The sequence below is a fragment of the Streptomyces sp. NPDC017943 genome (genome assembly GCF_044328425.1).
Classification (GTDB): domain Bacteria; phylum Actinomycetota; class Actinomycetes; order Streptomycetales; family Streptomycetaceae; genus Streptomyces; species Streptomyces djakartensis_A.
On sequence record NZ_JBIRHH010000001.1, the window covers coordinates 772,394 to 789,842 of the forward strand.

Here is a 17,449-nt window from a genome sequence, read left to right on the forward strand (position 1 = left end):
TCGGCGGCGATGGAAGAGCTCGTCATCCGGGACGCCGACGTCGTCGACGGCTCCGGCGCGGACGTCTACCGGGCCGACGTCGTGATCGACGGCGGCCGCATCGTGGGGATCGTCAAGGAGGCCGCGGCGGCCGGCTGCCAGCGGCCGAGGGCCCGCCGGGAACTGGACGCCGAGGGGCTGGTCCTCTCCCCCGGCTTCGTCGACATGCACGCCCACAGCGACCTGGCGCTGCTGCGCGACCCCGACCACAGCGCCAAGGCCGCCCAGGGCGTCACCCTGGAGGTCATCGGCCAGGACGGCCTGTCGTACGCGCCGGTCGACGACCGTACGCTCGGCGAGGTGCGCCGGGCGATCGCCGGGTGGAACGGCCCCGGGGACGACATCGACTTCGACTGGCGCACGGTCGGCGAGTACCTCGACCGGCTGGACCGCGGGATCGCCGTCAACGCGGCCTACCTGATCCCGCAGGGCACGGTCCGGGCACTCGCCGTCGGCTGGGAGGACCGGCCGGCCACCCCGCGGGAGCTGGAGCGGATGCGGCAGCTGGTGGCCGAGGGCATGGAGCAGGGCGCCGTCGGCATGTCGTCGGGACTGACGTACACCCCGGGCATGTACGCGCGGGACGCCGAACTGACCGAGCTGTGCCGGGTGGTGGCGTCCTACGGCGGCTACTACTGCCCGCACCACCGCTCCTACGGCGCGGGCGCCCTGGAGGCCTACCGGGAGATGGTCGCGCTGACCCGGGAGGCGGGCTGTGCGCTGCATCTCGCCCACGCCACCATGAACTTCGGCGTGAACAAGGGCCGGGCGCCCGAGCTGCTGGCCCTGCTGGACCGGGCTCTCGCGGACGGCGCGGACATCAGCCTCGACACCTATCCCTACACCCCCGGCTGCACCACCCTCGCGGCCGTCCTGCCGAGCTGGGCGAGCGAGGGCGGCCCGGAGAAGACCCTCGGGCGGCTGGCGGACGACGCCACCGCCGAGCGCATCCGCCACCACCTGGAGGTCGTCGGCTCCGACGGCTGCCACGGCGTGCCCGTCGAGTGGGACACCATCGAGATCTCCGGCGTGAACGACCCGGCCCTGGCCCCGTTCGTCGGCCGGACGGTGGAGGAGTCCGCGGCACTGCGGGGCGAGGAGCCGTGGGTGACGGCGCGGGGCCTGCTGCTGGCGGACCGGCTGGCCCCGACGATCCTCCAGCACGTGGGCCACGAGGAGAACGTCCGGGAGATCATGCGCCACCGGGTGCACACCGGCGGCTCGGACGGCATCCTCCAGGGCGCCAAGCCGCATCCGCGCGCCTACGGCACCTTCCCGCACTACCTCGGGCACTACGTGCGGGAGTTGGGAGTGCTGACGCTGGAGGAGTGCGTCGCGCACCTCACCTCGCGCCCGGCCGCGCGGCTGCGCCTGCCCGACCGGGGCCTGGTCCGCGAGGGGTACGTGGCCGACCTGGTGCTGTTCGACCCGGCGACGGTGGCGGCGGGCTCGACGTTCGCCGCGCCGCGCACCCTGCCGACGGGCATTCCGTACGTCCTGGTGGACGGCCGGTTCGTGATCGAGGACGGCCGGCGCACGGACGTGCTGGCGGGCCGGGCGGTGCGCGGGACTCCCCCCGCGTGACCGCCCGGCCGGCCCCTTCCCTACGGCTTGGGCAGGGTGCAGCCGCTCGCGCTCAGGTCGAGCTTGCTGTCGATGCCGAAACAGGCGGGGATCCCGTAGGTCTGCTGGGCGTAGTTGATGCCCTGGCGGACCGTCACGTTGCCGCCTGCGTCGACCTCGCACGGGTTGTTCACCGTGCAGCGCTCACCGTCCTCGTTGCCGGTGTTGTTGATGGCGACGACCTTGTTGGTGGCCTGGTCGACGACGGGCGAGCCGGACGTGCCGCCGATGGTGTTGCAGGCGGAGGTGTAGCGGACCGAGTCCTTCCAGGTCCAGCCGCCCTCCTTCAGCGTGGGCACGAACCCGTCGATGGTGCAGCTGTAGATCCGCTTCCAGTACCCGGAGGGGATGCTGATGGCGGTGCCGGCGACCGGGTGGGCGTCGGTCAGCGTCAGCGCGTCGATTCCGTACGCGCTCTTGATGCGCCCGTAGGTGGTGCTGAGCTGGTACAGCGCGACGTCCGTGTCGGTCATCGTGCCGTAGGCGAGCTTCGCGGCGCGCAGGGTGGCGACGCGCGAGCCGGAGGCGTTGAGCAGGCTGAACGTACGGCTGGACGACCGGTCGACGAGCACCTGTCCGGGGCTGGGGAAGCCGGACTCCAGGCAGTGGCCGTTGGTCATCACCAGCGCCGGGTCGTCGCTCTCGGAGTCCGGCATGCGCACCACGGAGCCGGAGCAGTTGCTGAGCGCGACGGTGCCGGCGAAGGTGACGGCCTGGGCCGACGGCCGGGTGAGCCCGGACAGCGCCTGCCCGACGGACGCGACCACGTCCGACACGGCAGACGTGGCCGGGCCCGCGTCCGCGGCCTTGCCGACGCCCGTGGGGGCGACGTCGGCGGCGGTCGCGGGAGCCGCGCCGGCCCCGGCTATCGCCAGGGCGAGGAACGCGGCGGCGAGAGGTTTTCTCATGGGGGGTCCCCTCTTGCGACGGAGGCGGCCGGAGATCCTCCGGCCGCCCGCACTGTTGTCATGTGCATTGTGATCGCCGCAAGGGGTCCGCACAAGCACCTGTTCCACGACCGGAACGGCAGGTTCCGTCACAGGGCGTCCCAACCGGCCTTTCCGGCCGATTACTTGGGCCCCTTCGTCCCGCCCGGTCCGCGCCCCGGTTTCCCGCCGGACCGGCCGGGGCCCGCGGACGCGACCGTGGGCGAGGGGTCCTCCGGAGCCCCGGTCGCCGTGCCGCCGGACGCGGGCGGAGCGCCGTCGGTGGCGGACGGGGCCGGGTCCGCACCCGCGACGCGGGCGGGACTCGCGGACGCGGACGCGGACGGCCCGCCGGACGTGTCCGGGCCGTCCGGCGCATCGGTGAGCGGGACGGCAGGCGGCACGGACGCGGTGCCGGTGGGCGACGCTGCCGGGGACTCCTGCGCGGCCGGAGCCGTGCGCCCGCCCTGACCGCCCCGCGTCCCGCCGGAGGGCGAACCGGACGGGGAGGACCCGCCCACGGCGGCGACCAGGGCGACCACGGCGGCCACCGCCACGGCGCCCACGGCGCCGGCCGCCACCGGACGGCGCGCGGCTCCCTGCCGGGGCTTGCGCCGGGACCCGCCCCCCGCGCCCGGACGGCGCCGCGGCGGTCCGGCGGAGGGCTCCCGCGAGCCGTCCGCACCGCCGGGAAGCCCGTCGGCAGGGGCGCCGTCCGCGCCACCGCCCGCGGCCGAGGCGGCTCCCCCGGCGCCGTAGCCGTCCTGCCAGCCGTGCGCGGCCGCCGGATCCGCGTAGGCCTCGTACACGGGGCGGGCGGCGCCGCGCGGCAGATAGACGGGCGGCGGCCCCGGCGGGCCGCCGCCCGTCGCTCCATCGGCGTACTCGAACTGCTCGGGCATGGCGGCGCATTCCAGGGACCGAAGGCGCTGGTGGGACAGCGCGCGGCGATATCCCACCAAAGCGCCCCGTCTCACGTGGCGGAAAACACGACCCGCCCCGCGTTACCGGGCCGTAAGCTCCCTGCATGCAGGTGATCCAGTCGACCAAGCTCGCCAACGTCTGTTACGAGATCCGGGGCCCGGTGCTCGAGGAGGCGATGCGGCTGGAAGCGGCCGGCCACAAGATCCTCAAGCTGAACACCGGCAACCCGGCGGCGTTCGGCTTCGAGTGCCCGCCGGAGATCCTGGAGGACATCCTCCGCAACGTCTCCTCGGCGCACGGCTACGGGGACGCCAAGGGCCTGCTGGCCGCGCGCCGCGCCGTCGTCATGCACAACCAGACCCTCGGCATCGAGACGGACGTCGAGCACGTCTTCATCGGCAACGGCGTCTCCGAGCTGATCGTGATGGCGATGCAGGGCCTGCTGGACGACGGCGACGAGGTGCTCGTCCCGGCCCCGGACTACCCGCTGTGGACGGCGGCCGTCTCCCTCTCCGGCGGCACGGCGGTCCACTACCGCTGCGACGAGCAGTCCGACTGGATGCCGGATCTCGCCGACATCGAGCGCAAGGTCACCGACCGCACCAAGGCCCTCGTCATCATCAACCCGAACAACCCGACGGGCGCGGTCTACGACGAGGCGATGATCAAGGGCCTGACCGACATCGCCCGCCGCCACAACCTGCTGGTCTGCTCCGACGAGATCTACGACAAGATCCTGTACGACGAGGCCGTGCACACCCCGACCGCCAAGGTCGCCCCCGACCTGCTGACCCTCACCTTCAACGGCATGTCGAAGGCGTACCGGGTGGCCGGCTACCGGGTCGGGTGGATGTCGATCTCGGGGCCCCGCGCGCACGCCGACTCCTACATCGAGGGCCTGACGATCCTGGCGAACATGCGCCTGTGCGCCAACATGCCGGGACAGCACGGGGTCGTCGCCGCGCTCAGCGGACGCCAGACGATCAATGACCTGGTCCTGCCGGGCGGGCGGCTGCGCGAGCAGCGGGACGTGGCGTACGAGATGCTGACGCAGATCCCGGGGGTGAGCTGCGTGAAGCCGAAGGGGGCGCTGTACCTCTTCCCACGCCTGGACCCCAAGGTCTTCAAGATCAAGGACGACCGCCGGATGGTGCTCGACCTGCTCCGGCGCGAGAAGATCATGGTCGTGCAGGGCACGGGCTTCAACTGGCCCGAGCCGGACCACTTCCGGGTGGTGACCCTGCCGACGGTCGGGGACCTGCGCGACGCGGTGAGCCGGATCGGCCACTTCCTGGACGGCTACGGCCAGACCTGACCCGGCCGGCTTTCCGGCCGACCGACCCCGCCGGCTTGCCGGCCGACGGCCCGCTCACCGTATGTGTACAGACAGTCCGATCTTGTGAACGACTCAACTTTAGACGAAATCCAAGCTAGGATGGTTTCCTGTTGAACTCAGGAGGCCCTCCCATGTACGAACCGATCCGCACGAAGTCGGTCCACCACACGGCTGACGGCCCCAACCCGGACTACCCCCACCGTTCCCGTGAGGAGGAGCTGGACATCCAGCTCGCCGGGCACCTGGCCGCCCTGCTCGCCGTCACGGACGAGCTGCGCGCACGGGAGGACTCGGCCGACCTGGACACGGCGGCGGAGCGGCTGGCGGAGCAGGTGGGCCGGCTCAGGGGCGGCCCCGCCCCGGCGCGGGTGACCGGCACGCGGCGCGAGCGCAGTGCCGCCGCCCTGCACCGCAAGGCGCACGCACTGGCGGGCCGCGCGCTGGTCGTCGCCGCCTCGCGCGCCGACACGGCGGCCGCGATCCTGGCCGCCGAGCGCATGGACGCCCACACGGCGGCCCTGGAGCCCCGCGCACTCGCCTCCCGCTGAGCCCCCTTCGGGGCTCCCCCCGACGGCCCCGGTCCGCGCGCACCCGCAGCGACGCGCGGACCGGGCGCCACGCACGTGCTCGTGAGGGCCACCGGGCGTCGTCACGCCGGGCCGGGCGGTCCGTCCGGACGGCGCGACGGACTCGGCCCGGGACGGCCCGGATCAGCCCTGGGCCGAAGCGCCGAGGGCGGTGACGACGTGACGGAGGACCACGCGGCCGTCCGCCTCCTCGCCGCCCGTCGCCCCAGCCGTCCCCTCAGCCGTCGCTTCCGCCCGCACCAGGACACCCGTCTCCGGGTCGATCGTGAAATCGCAGGTCAGGCTCTCGTCAGAGGCCCAGGCGCTGAGCGGAAAGGCGCGCAGCGGACGGACACCCGCCCGCACGGAGGTCGCCGAGACGGCCGTGACGTGCGCCAGGTGGGACACGATCCTGGCCGGGGCGAGCAGTTCGGCCAGCCGGGCCGCCGCCGGGCTCGTCGCGTCCGGCGCGTAGTCCCCGGTCACCGTCAGCTCCCGCCCGGAGGCCGAGACCGTCCAGGACCGGGCCGACGGCTCGCCCGCGAAGGTCAGGTCCTCGTACGGGTCGGCCTCGACGGCGACGTCGGCCGTCAGCCGGACGGGCTCGACCAGGGTCCTGGCCATCCGCGCCACCACCCGCCCCGCGGCGGCCGACGACCTCACGTCGCGGACGCCCGGTTCCTCGACCCGGGCCGTGGCCAGCGGGCCGCGGTCGTCGTGGAGCGTGGCGGACGACAGGAAACCGGTGACCGGATCGAGCCGCACGACCAGGCCCCGGGCACCGGGCGGCAGCCATGCGTCGGTGGGGTCGGCGAACAGCGGGTGCGGAACCAGGGAGAGTTCGACGCCCCCCTCACCGCGCTCGGCCCGCGTCACCGCCCCGATGCCCCGGATCAGCCGGGCGGGGTCGAACAGGGCGGCCCACGGCTCGCAGGAGTCCTCCTCCCGGAGGAGGGCGGACGAGACCCCTTCCAGCCGGAAGGCCCGTGTCCCCCCGGGCCACCGGGGGGCGGGCCCGCCGGTCGTCCCGCAACCGAACGGCCCAGCGAGCTCCGGCGCGGACTCCCGCTCCTCGTAGGAGATCTCGACCACCGCGTCCACCCGGGCGTCCTCGGCGACCGTCGCGGCGATCCGGGACAACGCCCAGGCGGTCAGCGGGTGGTGCTCCGCGGGCGGGTCGCCCAGCCAGTGGGTGGTTGCTGCCATGGTGCCCAGGTCTCCTCGGCACCGGGACGACGATCAGGTGCCCACTACACGTACCGTACGCGGCCCGTCGGAGCAGCCGGCGCGGAGGCCCGGGCGCCGGCCGTGCGCTCGGCCGTGCACCCGGCTTGTGCCGGAGACGCCCGGGCGCCCCGGGCGACGCGGGGCGTCGGCCGGGGCGCTCGGTCATGCATCGGCACGTTCGTGAGCCCGCGGGGCGGGCCGCGCCGAAGCGGGCGGGAGTGTGCCTGTCGCCACCGGGTTCCGTCGGGGCGGACGGAGGGCGGCGACGGGCTCGGAACCCCGCACGCCGTTGTGCGGGTCCCGCCGGTTCGTCCCGCGGCCGGCCGTGACGATCACTGGTCAGGGCACATCCGTGCCGGCCGCGGAGTTCGGGGTGGGGCTCAGCCCAGGCGCTCCACCAGGGCGCGGTACTGGTCCCACAGCTCCTTCGGCGTGTGGTCGCCGAAGGTGTTGAGGTGCTCGGGGACAAGGGCGGCCTCCTCGCGCCAGACCTCCTTGTCGACCGTGAGCAGGAACTCCAGGTCGGACTCGGCCAGTTCCAGGCCGTCGGTGTCGAGGGACTCCTTGGTCGGCAGGACGCCGATGGGGGTCTCGACGCCGTCGGCCTTGCCGTCCAGGCGCTCCACGATCCACTTCAGGACGCGGCTGTTCTCGCCGAAGCCGGGCCAGACGAAGGCGCCCTCGTCGTTCTTGCGGAACCAGTTGACGTAGTAGATCTTCGGCAGCTTGGACTGGTCCTTGTCCTTGGCCACGTCGACCCAGTGGGCCATGTAGTCGCCCATGTTGTAGCCGCAGAAGGGCAGCATCGCGAACGGGTCGCGGCGCAGCTCGCCGACCTTGCCCTCGGCGGCGGCGGTCTTCTCGGAGGCCACGTTGGCGCCGAGGAAGACGCCGTGGTTCCAGTCGAAGGACTCCGTCACCAGCGGCACGGCGGTGGCGCGGCGGCCGCCGAAGAGGATCGCCGAGATCGGCACGCCCTTGGGGTCCTCCCACTCCGGCGCGATGATCGGGCACTGCGACGCCGGGACGGTGAAGCGGGCGTTGGGGTGCGCGGCCGGGACGCCCGACTCGGGCGTCCAGTCGTTGCCCTTCCAGTCCGTGAGGTGGGCCGGGGCCTCCTCCGTCATGCCCTCCCACCACACGTCGTTGTCGTCGGTGAGGGCGACGTTGGTGAAGACGGCGTTGCCCCACAGCGTCTTCATCGCGTTGGCGTTGGTGTGCTCGCCGGTGCCGGGGGCGACGCCGAAGAAGCCGGCCTCGGGGTTGATGGCGTAGAGGCGGCCGTCCTCGCCGAAGCGCATCCAGGCGATGTCGTCGCCGATGGTCTCGACGGTCCAGCCGGGGACGGTCGGCTCCAGCATGGCGAGGTTGGTCTTGCCGCAGGCGCTCGGGAAGGCTGCGGCGACGTACTTGGCCTCGCCGCGCGGCGGGGTCAGCTTCAGCACGAGCATGTGCTCGGCCAGCCAGCCCTCGTCACGGGCCATGACGGAGGCGATGCGCAGCGCGTAGCACTTCTTGCCGAGCAGGGCGTTGCCGCCGTAGCCCGAGCCGTAGGACCAGATCTCGCGGTCCTCGGGGAAGTGCGAGATGTACTTGGTCTGGTTGCACGGCCACGGCACGTCCTGCCGGCCGGCCTCCAGCGGGGCGCCCAGGGTGTGGACGGCCTTGACGAAGAAGCCGTCGGAGCCGAGCTCGTCCAGCACGGCCTGGCCCATGCGCGTCATGGTGCGCATCGAGACGGCCACGTACGCCGAGTCCGTGATCTCGACGCCGAGCGCGGACAGCGGCGAGCCGAGCGGGCCCATGCAGAAGGGCACGACGTACATGGTCCGGCCGCGCATCGAGCCGCGGAACAGGCCGCCCTCGCCGCCGGCGCCCTGGAAGATCTCCCGCATCTCGGCGGGTGCCTTCCAGTGGTTGGTCGGGCCCGCGTCCTCTTCCTTCTCGGAGCAGATGAAGGTCCGGTCCTCGACGCGGGCGACGTCGGTCGGGTCGGAGGCGGCGTAGTAGGAGTGGGGGCGCTTGATCGGGTCGAGTTTCCGGAAGGTGCCCTTCTGGACGAGCTCCTCGCACAGCCGCTCGTACTCGGCCTCGGATCCGTCACACCAGACCACGTTGTCCGGCTGCGTCAGTTCTGCGATCTCGTTGACCCACGAGATCAGTCCCTGATGGGTGGTGGGGACGGTGGGAGCCGCGATGTCGCGCGCCACGATTGCTCCTAGATGAGGGATGTGTGTCGTTGTGGAGGCCCCGTGGGGGCTGCGACCCGGATGCTTGTCGGTGACTCGGCGCTCATCCGGTGCCGACCGCACTCATTTGATCATCCGATGGAAGTGCCCATCTGTCCAGAGGAGCGCACAGGTGAGCAACGTGAGGATCGCCACGGTTTCTCACGGGCGCTTTGCGTGCACGTTGCGTTCACCTGACCGTCCATTTGCGTGACCATCGGCCGGGACGAGGTGGGACCGCCCACACGCGGCCGGCGAAGGGACCCTGCCGATAGGCCACTTACGGTTCCGTAGCTACCATTCCGACATGACTGCGTTCGCCCCCGACGCGCCCACGGACACGCCGGACGACGGCAGCGGTCCGCAGGCGCTGCACCTGCCGCACCCGGTGAAGCCGAAGCTCCGCGGCTGGCTCCACCTGGGCATGTTCCCGGCCGCGCTCGTCGCGGGACTCGTCCTGACCGCGCTCGCCGACTCGACCAGAGGACGCATCGCCTGCGGGATCTACGCGCTGACGGCGTGCCTGCTGTTCGGTGTCAGCGCGCTGTACCACCGCGGGGACTGGAGCCCCCGCATGGACGGCATCCTGCGCCGGCTGGACCACGCCAACATCTTCCTGATCATCGCCGGCACCTACACCCCCCTGACCATGCTGCTCCTGCCGGACGCCAAGGGCCGGTGGCTGCTGTGGGGCATCTGGGCCGCGGCCGCGGCCGGCATCCTGTTCCGCGTCTTCTGGGTCGGCGCCCCGCGCTGGCTCTACACGCCGTGCTACATCGCCATGGGCTGGGCCGCCGTGTTCTACCTGCCCGACTTCATGCGCACCGGCGGCATCGCCGTCCTCGTCCTGATCGTGATCGGCGGCGTGTTCTACAGCGCGGGCGGTGTCGTCTACGGCATCAAGCGGCCGAACCCGTCCCCCCGCTGGTTCGGCTTCCACGAGGTGTTCCACTCCTTCACGCTCGCGGCCTTCATCGCGCACTACGTGGGCATCTCCCTGGTCGCCTACCAGCACGGGTAGAGCCGTGGGCGGACGTCCCGCGGCACGGGCTGCGCGCGGCCCTCGACCCAGGCGCGGGCCGCCGGCCGGAAACTCCCACGGCCGGCGCCCGTCCCCGTGACATCCTGACCGGGTGAACGGTCCCGAGATCCACGTCGAATTCGCGCCCCTCCTGCACGTCTTCGTCCCCCGCGCCCGCCGGGACGGCACCGTGCGGGCCGCCACCGACGGCGTCTCCAGCCTCGGCCACGTCGTCGAGTCCCTGGGCGTGCCGCTGACCGAGGTGGGCGTCCTGCTCGCCGACGGCCGCGAGGTCCCGGTCTCGCACGTCCCGGTCGCCGGGGAGTCGGTGGAGGTGCGGGCCGTCACCCGCCCGCAGCACGTGCCGGGCGCTCCTCTGCGCTTCCTCCTCGACGTCCACCTCGGCACGCTGGCCCGCCGGCTGCGCCTGCTCGGCGTCGACACGGCCTACGAGTCGACCGACATCGGCGACCCGGCACTGGCCGCCCGTTCCGCCGCCGAGCAGCGGGTCATGCTGAGCCGCGACCGGGGGCTGCTGCGCCGGCGCGAGCTGTGGGCCGGGGCGTTCGTGTACAGCACCCGGCCCGAGGAGCAGCTCGAGGACGTCCTGGACCGGTTCCGGCCCGACCTGCGCCCCTGGACGCGCTGCACCGCCTGCAACGGGCTGCTGCGCCGGGCGACCAAGGAGGAGGTCGCCGACCAGCTCGAACACGGCACGCAGGCGACCTACGACGTGTTCGCGCGGTGCGGTGCGTGCGGGCGGGCCTACTGGAAGGGTGCGCATCACGAGCAGCTGGAGGCGATCGTGGAGCGGGCCGTGGCGAGCTTCGGCCCGAGCGCCGTGGACGGCTGAGGAGCGTGGAGGACCGCGCGGCCGTCGTCGCCGGTCGCGCGGTTCCCCCCCCGCCCGTGAGGCGCGTTCCTCGAAGGCGCTCTCAGCGCCTGGTCACGTCCCCCTTGCCGCAGGCGATCCCGTCCCTGTTCCGGTCCAGGCCCAAGGGGTCGTCCTTGCCGTTGACCTTCAGGCGGCCGTAGTCGTTCGTCCTGAGCCACTCGCAGCGGGCCGCGGCCGTCCTCTTCACCTCCGCCGGGAAGCGCGTCGGCACGCAGACGTTGATCGAGCCGTAGTGGCGGTCGCAGCCGGAGACCGTCGGACCGACCTGCTGCGACACCCGCTTCCTGCCGGGCCCCGTGGCCTTGCCCCGCGGTGCGTCGGCGAAGTCGTGGACGTGTGCCGAGGCGTCGGTCGCCTTCAGGGCCTGCGGGCCCTGGAGGTGCACCCACTCGGCGACCGACGGCACCCCGTTCGCGTCCACCGCGAAGAGCATGTACCAGCCGGGCGGGGCCAGGTTGGGGTTGCTCGTCACGTTCAGGTCGACGTTGTCGCCGTCGACGGACAGCGGCAGGTCGACGAACCGCTGGTTCGGGTCCGAGGAGTGCGTGACCGCGGCCGGGCGGATCAGCTCGGCCTTGGCGATGGGCCGGTCGACCGTGATGCGCTGGGTGTCGCCGTAGGTCCACTCGGTGTCGATGACCGAGGTGATCCGCGGGCGCGGGCCCTTGAACAGGTAGGGCGGGCTGTAGACCGACACGTCGTGGTTCCAGGAGCCGTTGCCCGGGTTGTCGCCGGTGGTCATCACGCGGCCGTCGGGCAGCAGGAACGCCGAGGAGTGGTAGCCGCGCGCCTCGGGGTCGACGGCCACCGGGTCGAAGGTCTCCGAGGCGGGGTCGAAGAGCGAGGTCTCGTAGACCGGGTCGGCGCGGTTGTGCAGGGCGCCGCCCGTCTCCAGGACCTTGCCGTCGGGCAGGAGCACGGCGGAGACGTACATCTTGCCCTGGTTCCCGGTCTGCGGGACCGGGCCGTTGCCGAGGTCGACCGTGCCCTGCGGGATCGGCGGCCCGGCCACGTAGGACGGGTTCGGCTGCTTGAGGTCGATGATGTCGGTCAGGCGGTTGGCCTCCGGATTGGAGTCGATGTTGCCGCCGCCGAGGGTGAGGACCTTCTGGTCCTGCGCCGGGGGCAGCAGCACGCTGGCCGACTGGTCGCGCTCGTCCTTGTTGCGCAGGCCCGGCACCTGGGTGGTGGTGTTGGCGCCGTAGTCGTAGATCGCCGAGCCGGTGCCGGGGATGTTGTTGCCGAAGACGTGGCTGCCCGAGTAGAAGAGGCGGCCGTCCTGCATGAGGATCATCGACGGGTACAGCCCCCAGTACGACCAGGTCTGGTTGACCTTCCACAGCGGCTGCCACCGCTGCTCGGCCTCGGAGAACAGCTCGGCGGTGACCGAGCCGGTGGAGTCCTCGCGCAGGCCGCCGAAGGAGATGACGTCGCCGTTGCCGAGGATCGTCGCCGACGGGTACCAGTGGCCGTCGTTCATGTCGTTGGTCCTGGTGTAGGTCTCGGTCTCCGGGTCGAAGACGTAACTGTCCTTGTAGCCCTGGTAGCCGACGCGGCCGTCCGCCGTCGGGTAGCCCTTGTTGCCGGACATCACCAGCACCCGGCCGTCCTGGAGCTGGACGTGCCCGGCGCAGAACATGTCCTTCGGCGTCGGGACGATTCTGTAGGAGCCGTTCGCCGGGTCGTACACGGCGGAGGTGAAGGTGCCGGCCTCGAACTGCGACTCGTCGTTGCCGGAGCCGGCGATCAGCAGCACCTTGCCGTTGCGCAGGACGACCGAGTGCATCGAGCGGACCGGGTTCTGCGTGGGCAGCACGTCCCACCTGCCGTCGGCGCACTGTGCGGCCGTTCCCGTGCACTGCGGCGGCAGGACCGGGTCGGGCACCTGGTCCATCGTGTAGTCGTCGGTGGTGGCCGAGCCGGTGCCGTAGACCGACACGCCCCAGGAGATGCGGTCGGTGCCGGCCGGGACCTCGGGGGTGCGGACCGTGGCCTCGGTCCAGCCGCCCGCCAGGTCCAGGGTCTTGAGGTCGGTCCAGTACTGCCAGCCGGCCGTGGTGTCGTGCCGGAACAGGGTGATCGCCGCGTCGGGCGTGGTCGTCTTGTACCAGAGGCCCAGGTCGTACTGCTTGCCCGGCGTCACCACCGGGGCGCAGGCGGCGGACTCGGTGATCAGGGCCTTGCGGTCGCCGTCGACGCGGCGGGTCAGTTCGACCTTCATGGCCTTGGTGCCGGTGTGCGCGTCGGCGGTGGTGGTGAAGGTGAAGTCGTTGTCGCCCCAGCCGGACCTCTCCCAGCAGTACGGCATGTCGCCGGTGCCGGCGGTCTCGAAGCCGGGGTTCTTGATCAGGTTGGCGGCCGACGCGGTCTGGGGTGCGGTCATCAGCAGACCCGCGGTGAGGCCGGCCACGGACAGCAGGGCGGTCGTTCTGCGACGGAGGTTCACGCGGCTCTCCTTGCGGTGCGGTCGCTGCGCGCGGGCTTCTCACGCCCCCGGCGCGGCAGGTAGACCAGCGCTTCGGTCGCCGCGAAGCGCAGGACGAACGTCGTCACCAGCGCGAGCGCGGTGGCGGACAGCACGCCCAGGTGCAGCCGGTGCACGAACAGGGCGATCAGCGGCAGGCGCAGGGCCAGGTCGGCGTTGGCCAGCAGCGCGAACCGCCCGGCCCGGTCCCACCAGCGCCGGTGCCGGCGCCGCTCGCGGAACAGCAGGTGCTCGATGAGCAGGAAGTTCCAGGCGACGCCGAGCTGGTTGGCGAGGACCTCCGCCGGTACGTAGTGCATGCCGAGCGCGGTCAGCGCCCACAGGCCCAGCAGGTTCGGCACGAAGCCGGTCAGCCCGATCAGGCCGAAGCCCACCATCCGCGCGACCGGTGAGGCGGCGCGCAGCCCGGCCAGGTGGCGCAGGAAGCGCATCCCCTCCCGCGCGGTCGACTTCGACTCCCCCGCGAACCGGTCCTGGAAGACGAACGGCACCTCGGTGACCGTGCGGGGCCGGCTGCGCACGGCGAGTTCGAGCAGGATCTTGTAGCCGAGCGGCTGGAGCACCTCGGCGGTGACCGCGCTGCGGCGGATGGCGAAGAAGCCGCTCATCGGGTCGCTGATGCCGTGCAGCCGCCGCGGGAAGAGCGCCTTGGTCAGCCAGGTCGCCCCGCGCGAGACGGCGATGCGGTAGCCGCCCGCGAGCCCGGCCCGGCTGCCGCCCTCGATGTACCGGGAGGCCACGACCAGCCCCGCGTTGGCGCGTTCGCCGGTGGCGACCAGGTCGGGCACGAGGGACGGCGGGTGCTGGCAGTCGCCGTCCATGACGACGATCCAGTCGGACGTGGCCGCCTTCAGCCCTTCGACGACGGCGCCCCCGAGCCCGCCGGCCGGCTCCTCGCGGTGCAGCACCGTCACGGGGAACGGGCAGTCCTGCGCCGCCTGTTCGATGACCGCGGGCGTGTCGTCGGTGGAGTCGTCGACGAAGACCACCTCGCAGGGCAGCCGGGACGGCACCGAGTCGGTGATCAGACGCAGCAACTGCCGTACATTGGCCGACTCGTTGAAGGTCGGTACGACGAGGGTGACGGCGCCCGGCTCGGGGACCTCGGCGGTCTCGACGACCTCGCGGGGGGCGGTGTACTCCTGGCTCATCGCGCGCCTCCGGCGGACGTGTGGATGCGGCGGATCTCGATGCGGTCCTCGCCGGTGCCGAAGGTGGCGACCGCGTCCGAGTGCTTCATGGCGGCCCTGACGTTGGGCAGGTCGGCCGCGTCCCGCCGCACGGTGGGCGAGGCGACGACGTAGTCCAGGTCCTTCCAGCCGCGCGGCATCGTCTTCGTCACCGCAGGGTCGAGGTCGGCCTTGTAGAACCAGATGACGCCGAGGCCGGGCCGGTAGCCCTGGTGCACCAGGTCCAGCCAGAGGGCGTCGTCGACCAGCACACGGGTGCGCTCCGGGTCCTCGACCTCGGTGGCCAGCCATGCGGAGGCCGCCCGGTAGGGGGCGTTGGCGTCGGTGGTGACGGCCGTGTGCGCGCCGTCGTACCAGCGGGGCACCACGTAGGCGCCGGCCGCCAGGGCGAGGACGGTGGCGAGCGCGTACCGGCCCGCTCTGACGTGCCGCTTCTCCGCCTCGGAGCGCCGGCGCCTGAGCACCGCGTGGGCGACGGAGGCGGTCCCGCCGGCCAGCACCAGGGCGAGGAACGGCAGGGCCTGGATGACGTACATCGCGGGCAGGTAGCCGTTCGGGCGCAGAGCGAGCGCGGCGAGGATCGCGACGGCCAGGGCCGGTCCGGCCAGGGCGCGGGCGGTGACCGACCAGCGCCAGATGACCAGGAGCAGCAGGGCGCCCGCGAGGCCGCCGAGGGGCAGGATCCTGTCGTAGTACAGCCACGACTGGAGCACGCCCCAGGAGCCGGAGCCCCGGTCCAGGATGAAGCCGGAACCGGGCCTGGTCATCTGGTACGTGACGCCGTCCCAGAGGGAGACGTGCCCGGCGCCCGGCAGCAGCTCGCCCTTGAGCAGGGCGAACAGCGGGTAGGAGAAGCCGATCAGGGTGCAGGCCGTCACCGCGCCGGTGAGGGCGAACTTGCGGGTGTCGCGGTGGCTGTGCCGCCACATGGTGAGGAACAGGGCCGGCAGGACGACGAGCATCGTCTCCTTGGTCAGCACGGCCGTGGCGGCCGCGATGCCCGCGCCGAAGTGGTGCCACAGGTGGCGGCTCGGGGAGGCGGCCAGGGTGAACGCCAGCAGCGTCCACATCACCGCGAGGTTGTCGAGGAAGATCTCCCGCTGGAGGACCACCGACAGCGGGGACAGGCCGAACAGCGCCATGCCGAGCCCGGCCGCCCAGCGGGGCAGGGCCAGCCTGCGGCCGAGCACATAGACCAGGACCGCGCTGATGCCGCTGATCACCAGCATCGCGGCGCGCATGGTGCCCACCGTCATCGACTCGGGGCTGATCAGCGCCGGGATCCAGGTCAGCAGGGCTATCTGGATCCAGCCGAGCGGCGGGTGGTCGTACCAGTAGGTGTAGTGGGCCAGGCCGTCGCCCTGCTGCACCGACCAGGCCTGGGCGAGGTAGGTGCCCTCGTCGTCGCTGAGGGCGGGGTAGTCGGCGATGTTCCAGCCCTGCACGACGAGGATGGCCAGGAGCAGCACGCCGCACAGGAGCAAGTCGGGCCGTGAGGAGCGCAGCCGGCTCGGCGGCTCGGGACGACGGTGCGCGCGGGTGCCGGGCGCGGGCCGGCGCTGCGCGGGGACCTTCGCGGAGGCCGCCGCGGGAAGGGTGGAGGTCACGCGGGAACGTCCTCTCGGGTCACGTCCTGCCGGGTCACGGCCGTCTCGTCGAGGTGCGCCCCGACGTGGCTGGTCAGCTCCCAGTCGTTGCGGCCGCGCTGCTCGCGCCAGACCGCGCGCAGGGCCGCGCCGGCGAGGAGGACCTGGTAGAAGGGGCCGCCCAGGACCAGCTTCAGGTAGTGCACGAGGCGCACGCGCAGCCCGTACTGCCTGCCGAAGTCGTGCAGTCCGACGATCTCGAAGACGAAGGTCACCAGGGCGGTGACGGCCGGCAGGAAGGTGATGAAGGCGATGCCGACGGGCACGTCGAGGAAGAGCGCGATCGCCACGTTCAGCGGGATGATCAGGCCGGTGAAGGCCTGCATGAACGGCGTCATCAGGGTGTAGCGGGCGAGCAGCCGCTGCCCGAGGGTGGGCAGTTGCTTCCAGTCCTTCTTCCGGTACACCTGGAGGAAGCCCTGGTTCCAGCGGGTGCGCTGCTTCAGCAGGGACATCAGCGAGCCCGGGGTCTCCTCCCGGGTCACCATGTCGGAGTCGTAGGCGACGACGACCTTCTTGCCGACGCTGGACAGGCGCACCCCGAGGTCGCAGTCCTCGGCGAGGCAGTCCGGGTCCCAGCCGTCCGCCTGCCGCAGGACGTCGGTGCGGACGAAGACCGTGTTGCCGCCGAGCGGAATGAAACCTTTCTGCGCGTGCAGGTGGAGCCGTGAGCGGAACCAGAAGAAGTACTCCAGGCAGTTGCGCAGGCTGTACCAGCTGGAGTGGAAGTTGATCAGCTGCACCCCGCCCTGCACGACGTCGGCGCCGGTGGTGCGGAAGGCGTGGTCGACGTGGGCGAGCAGCTCGGGATGGACCTGGTCCTCCGCGTCGAAGACGCCGACGACGCCGCCGCGGCAGTGCGGCAGCGCCGTGTTCATGGCCTTCGGCTTGTTCTTCTTCTCGTGGGTGTCGACGACGACCCGGACCCGTGGGTCGCGCGCCGCGGCCCGTTCGGCCACGGCGGTGGTCTCCGGGTCGTCGTGCCCGACGATCACGATGATCTCGAAGTCGGTGTGGCTCGACTCCAGCAGCCGCTGGATGGTGTGGTCCAGCACCGCCTGTTCGTGCCGCGCGGGCAGCAGCAGCGAGAACGAGACGTGCTCGTCCCCGTCCGGACTGGTGAACCGCGTGGAGGCGAGCACTTCCGGCGTGCGCCAGGCGTGCATCTGCCACCACAGGGTGAACGCCGCCATCCAGAACAGAGCCAGCGAAACGGCAGCGATGAAGACAGACGTCAGCAAGCAGATCCCCCCAGATCCTCGAGCCCCCGTCGTGACGGTGTGCCGATGCGGCCCTCTCCCGTCACGTCACCGTGCAGAGATTAGGGGGGAACTGTGAAGCCC

13 protein-coding genes are annotated in these 17,449 nt (G+C 72.2%); 5 read left to right on the plus strand and 8 right to left on the minus strand.

All coding sequences use genetic code 11. From position 1 onward, the window contains the following. Window positions 1-9: 9 nt before the first annotated feature. Window positions 10-1,623 (plus strand): amidohydrolase family protein, encoded by a 1,614-nt coding sequence (locus ACH4C6_RS03385; RefSeq protein WP_398106821.1) that lies wholly within the window; start codon window positions 10-12, stop codon window positions 1,621-1,623. A 20-nt stretch (window positions 1,624-1,643) separates the two neighbouring features. On the opposite strand, the gene ACH4C6_RS03390 is transcribed toward ACH4C6_RS03385, so the two are convergent. Together ACH4C6_RS03390 and ACH4C6_RS03395 are read right to left on the minus strand one after the other, a co-directional pair. After that, window positions 1,644-2,570 (minus strand): serine protease, encoded by a 927-nt coding sequence (locus ACH4C6_RS03390; protein ID WP_398106822.1) that lies wholly within the window; start codon window positions 2,568-2,570, stop codon window positions 1,644-1,646. 161 nt (window positions 2,571-2,731) lie between these two features. Beyond that, on the minus strand, window positions 2,732-3,490 hold the full coding sequence (locus ACH4C6_RS03395) for a hypothetical protein (protein ID WP_398106823.1): 759 nt from the start codon (window positions 3,488-3,490) through the stop codon (window positions 2,732-2,734). 125 nt (window positions 3,491-3,615) lie between these two features. Here ACH4C6_RS03395 and ACH4C6_RS03400 point away from each other — a divergent pair, with 125 nt between their 5' ends. Beyond that, complete coding sequence (locus ACH4C6_RS03400) at window positions 3,616-4,827, plus strand: pyridoxal phosphate-dependent aminotransferase (protein ID WP_398106824.1); 1,212 nt, start codon at window positions 3,616-3,618, stop codon at window positions 4,825-4,827. 152 nt (window positions 4,828-4,979) lie between these two features. Next, entirely contained in the window at window positions 4,980-5,396 is a 417-nt protein-coding gene (locus ACH4C6_RS03405; protein ID WP_398106825.1) for a hypothetical protein, read from the plus strand. Between the two features lie 162 nt (window positions 5,397-5,558). Here the strand turns inward: ACH4C6_RS03405 and ACH4C6_RS03410 are convergent, their stop codons facing one another. Beyond that, window positions 5,559-6,620: a hypothetical protein gene (locus ACH4C6_RS03410; protein WP_398106826.1), complete on the minus strand. Its 1,062-nt coding sequence runs from the start codon at window positions 6,618-6,620 to the stop codon at window positions 5,559-5,561. Window positions 6,621-7,021: 401 nt separating this feature from the next. Next, window positions 7,022-8,851 (minus strand): phosphoenolpyruvate carboxykinase (GTP), encoded by a 1,830-nt coding sequence (locus tag ACH4C6_RS03415; protein ID WP_398106827.1) that lies wholly within the window; start codon window positions 8,849-8,851, stop codon window positions 7,022-7,024. A 325-nt stretch (window positions 8,852-9,176) separates the two neighbouring features. Between ACH4C6_RS03415 and ACH4C6_RS03420 the strand changes: the two genes are divergently transcribed. Both ACH4C6_RS03420 and ACH4C6_RS03425 read left to right on the plus strand, forming a co-directional pair. After that, window positions 9,177-9,890 carry a hemolysin III family protein gene (locus tag ACH4C6_RS03420; protein WP_398106828.1) on the plus strand — a complete coding sequence of 238 codons (714 nt, stop codon included), beginning with the start codon at window positions 9,177-9,179 and terminating at the stop codon, window positions 9,888-9,890. A 112-nt stretch (window positions 9,891-10,002) separates the two neighbouring features. Next, the gene (locus ACH4C6_RS03425) at window positions 10,003-10,743 is read left to right on the plus strand and encodes a Mut7-C RNAse domain-containing protein (RefSeq protein ID WP_398106829.1); all 741 of its coding nucleotides are present in this window, start codon (window positions 10,003-10,005) and stop codon (window positions 10,741-10,743) included. An 82-nt stretch (window positions 10,744-10,825) separates the two neighbouring features. Here ACH4C6_RS03425 and ACH4C6_RS03430 read toward each other — a convergent pair whose 3' ends face one another. From ACH4C6_RS03430 to ACH4C6_RS03445, 4 genes are read right to left on the minus strand one after another with little or no spacing between them, the layout of a single operon-like run. Next, complete coding sequence (locus ACH4C6_RS03430) at window positions 10,826-13,168, minus strand: galactose oxidase-like domain-containing protein (RefSeq protein WP_398107119.1); 2,343 nt, start codon at window positions 13,166-13,168, stop codon at window positions 10,826-10,828. A 59-nt stretch (window positions 13,169-13,227) separates the two neighbouring features. Next, complete coding sequence (locus ACH4C6_RS03435; protein WP_398106830.1) at window positions 13,228-14,421, minus strand: glycosyltransferase; 1,194 nt, start codon at window positions 14,419-14,421, stop codon at window positions 13,228-13,230. Beyond that, window positions 14,418-16,067: an ArnT family glycosyltransferase gene (locus tag ACH4C6_RS03440; RefSeq protein WP_398106831.1), complete on the minus strand. Its 1,650-nt coding sequence runs from the start codon at window positions 16,065-16,067 to the stop codon at window positions 14,418-14,420. Before ACH4C6_RS03440 ends, ACH4C6_RS03435 begins: the two co-directional genes overlap by 4 nt. After that, entirely contained in the window at window positions 16,064-17,347 is a 1,284-nt protein-coding gene (locus ACH4C6_RS03445; protein ID WP_398106832.1) for a glycosyltransferase, read from the minus strand. The genes ACH4C6_RS03440 and ACH4C6_RS03445 overlap by 4 nt, the downstream gene beginning before the upstream one ends. Window positions 17,348-17,449 lie beyond the last annotated feature (102 nt).

Bases quoted from the DNA above. Each gene is read 5' to 3' on its own strand.
- ACH4C6_RS03385 (WP_398106821.1), top strand. From the start codon at position 10: ATGGAAGAGCTCGTCATCCGGGACGCCGACGTCGTCGACGGCTCCGGC.
- ACH4C6_RS03390 (WP_398106822.1), bottom strand. From the start codon at position 2,570: ATGAGAAAACCTCTCGCCGCCGCGTTCCTCGCCCTGGCGATAGCCGGG.
- ACH4C6_RS03400 (WP_398106824.1), top strand. From the start codon at position 3,616: ATGCAGGTGATCCAGTCGACCAAGCTCGCCAACGTCTGTTACGAGATC.
- ACH4C6_RS03435 (WP_398106830.1), bottom strand. From the start codon at position 14,421: ATGAGCCAGGAGTACACCGCCCCCCGCGAGGTCGTCGAGACCGCCGAG.
- ACH4C6_RS03405 (WP_398106825.1), top strand. From the start codon at position 4,980: ATGTACGAACCGATCCGCACGAAGTCGGTCCACCACACGGCTGACGGC.
- ACH4C6_RS03420 (WP_398106828.1), top strand. From the start codon at position 9,177: ATGACTGCGTTCGCCCCCGACGCGCCCACGGACACGCCGGACGACGGC.
- ACH4C6_RS03410 (WP_398106826.1), bottom strand. From the start codon at position 6,620: ATGGCAGCAACCACCCACTGGCTGGGCGACCCGCCCGCGGAGCACCAC.
- ACH4C6_RS03430 (WP_398107119.1), bottom strand. From the start codon at position 13,168: ATGACCGCACCCCAGACCGCGTCGGCCGCCAACCTGATCAAGAACCCC.
- ACH4C6_RS03395 (WP_398106823.1), bottom strand. From the start codon at position 3,490: ATGCCCGAGCAGTTCGAGTACGCCGATGGAGCGACGGGCGGCGGCCCG.